Below are 1,052 nucleotides of genomic sequence, written 5' to 3'. Positions count from 1 at the left end.
GGCCTCCTCCGGCAGGCCGGCCTCGCCCCCGAGGTGATCGTCAGCGGCGTCGACGAGGACGCCATCAGCGCCCCCACCCCCGGCGAACTCGCACTCGTACTCGCCGAGGCAAAGGCGGACACCGTCGCCGCCCGGCCCGAAGCCGCCGGAGCACTCGTCGTCGGCTGCGACTCCGTCCTCGAACTCGACGGCGAGGCGCTCGGCAAGCCCGCCGACGCCGAAGAGGCCACCGCCCGCTGGAAGTCCATGCGCGGACGCGCCGGCATCCTGCAGACCGGGCACTGCGTCATCGACACCGCCACCGGTCAGCGCGCCGCGGCCACCGCCTCCACCACCGTCCGCTTCGGCGAGCCCACCGACGCCGAGGTCGCGGCGTACGTCGCGAGCGGCGAACCCCTCTACGTGGCAGGGGCGTTCACCCTCGACGGGCGCTCGGCCCCCTTCATCGACTCCATCGACGGCAACCACGGCAATGTCATCGGCCTGTCCATGCCACTGCTGCGGCGACTGCTCGGCGAACTCGGCATCTCCATCACGGATCTCTGGGTGTAGCGCCGACTAGCCTGTACACGTCATTCGACGTTCGTATCACCGTCACGGGGGACACCACGACATGAGCAACTCCTTCGGCCCACCACCAGGCCAGTTCGGCCCGCCCGAGGGCCCCCAGTACGGCCCGCCGCCGCAGGGGCCACCCCCACAGGGACCACCGCAGGGACCGCCGCCGCCTTTCGGTCAACCCCCGTACGGACCGCCCCCGTTCGGACAGCCGCCCTTCCCGCCCGGCGGCCCGCAGGGACCGCCCCGGAACGGGGCCAAGGTGATCCTCATCGTCGGGCTCTGCTCCACCGTGGTCCTCGCACTGGTCGCGGTGCTCGCCTTCGCCTTCATCGACGGGTGGTTCAAGTCCACCACCCCCGACGTGAGTACGGCCGGACCCGGCATCTCCCCCGCCGCCACCTATGGCGGCTCCACGGGCAGCAGCGACAACGCCAACGGCAGTGGCAGCGACAGCACTCCGAGCGCCGAAGCGTCCACCCCCGCCCCCGACC

Annotated in this window: 1 protein-coding gene and 1 pseudogene; both read left to right on the top strand. The window is 72.1% G+C overall.

Annotated features, from left to right (window positions below):
• Positions 1-552 (top strand): nucleoside triphosphate pyrophosphatase (locus J0695_RS39455; RefSeq protein ID WP_206969661.1); only part of this gene is annotated, 552 nt, incomplete at its 5' end.
• Positions 553-820: 268 nt separating this feature from the next.
• Positions 821-1,052: pseudogene (locus J0695_RS39450) on the top strand (hypothetical protein); the annotation flags it as partial.

It is taken from the genome of Streptomyces beijiangensis, assembly GCF_017315755.1.
Taxonomy (GTDB): Bacteria; Actinomycetota; Actinomycetes; order Streptomycetales; family Streptomycetaceae; genus Streptomyces; species Streptomyces beijiangensis.
The sequence above is the reverse complement of the archived record's forward strand: the minus strand, read 5'-3'. Positions and strand labels throughout refer to the sequence as shown.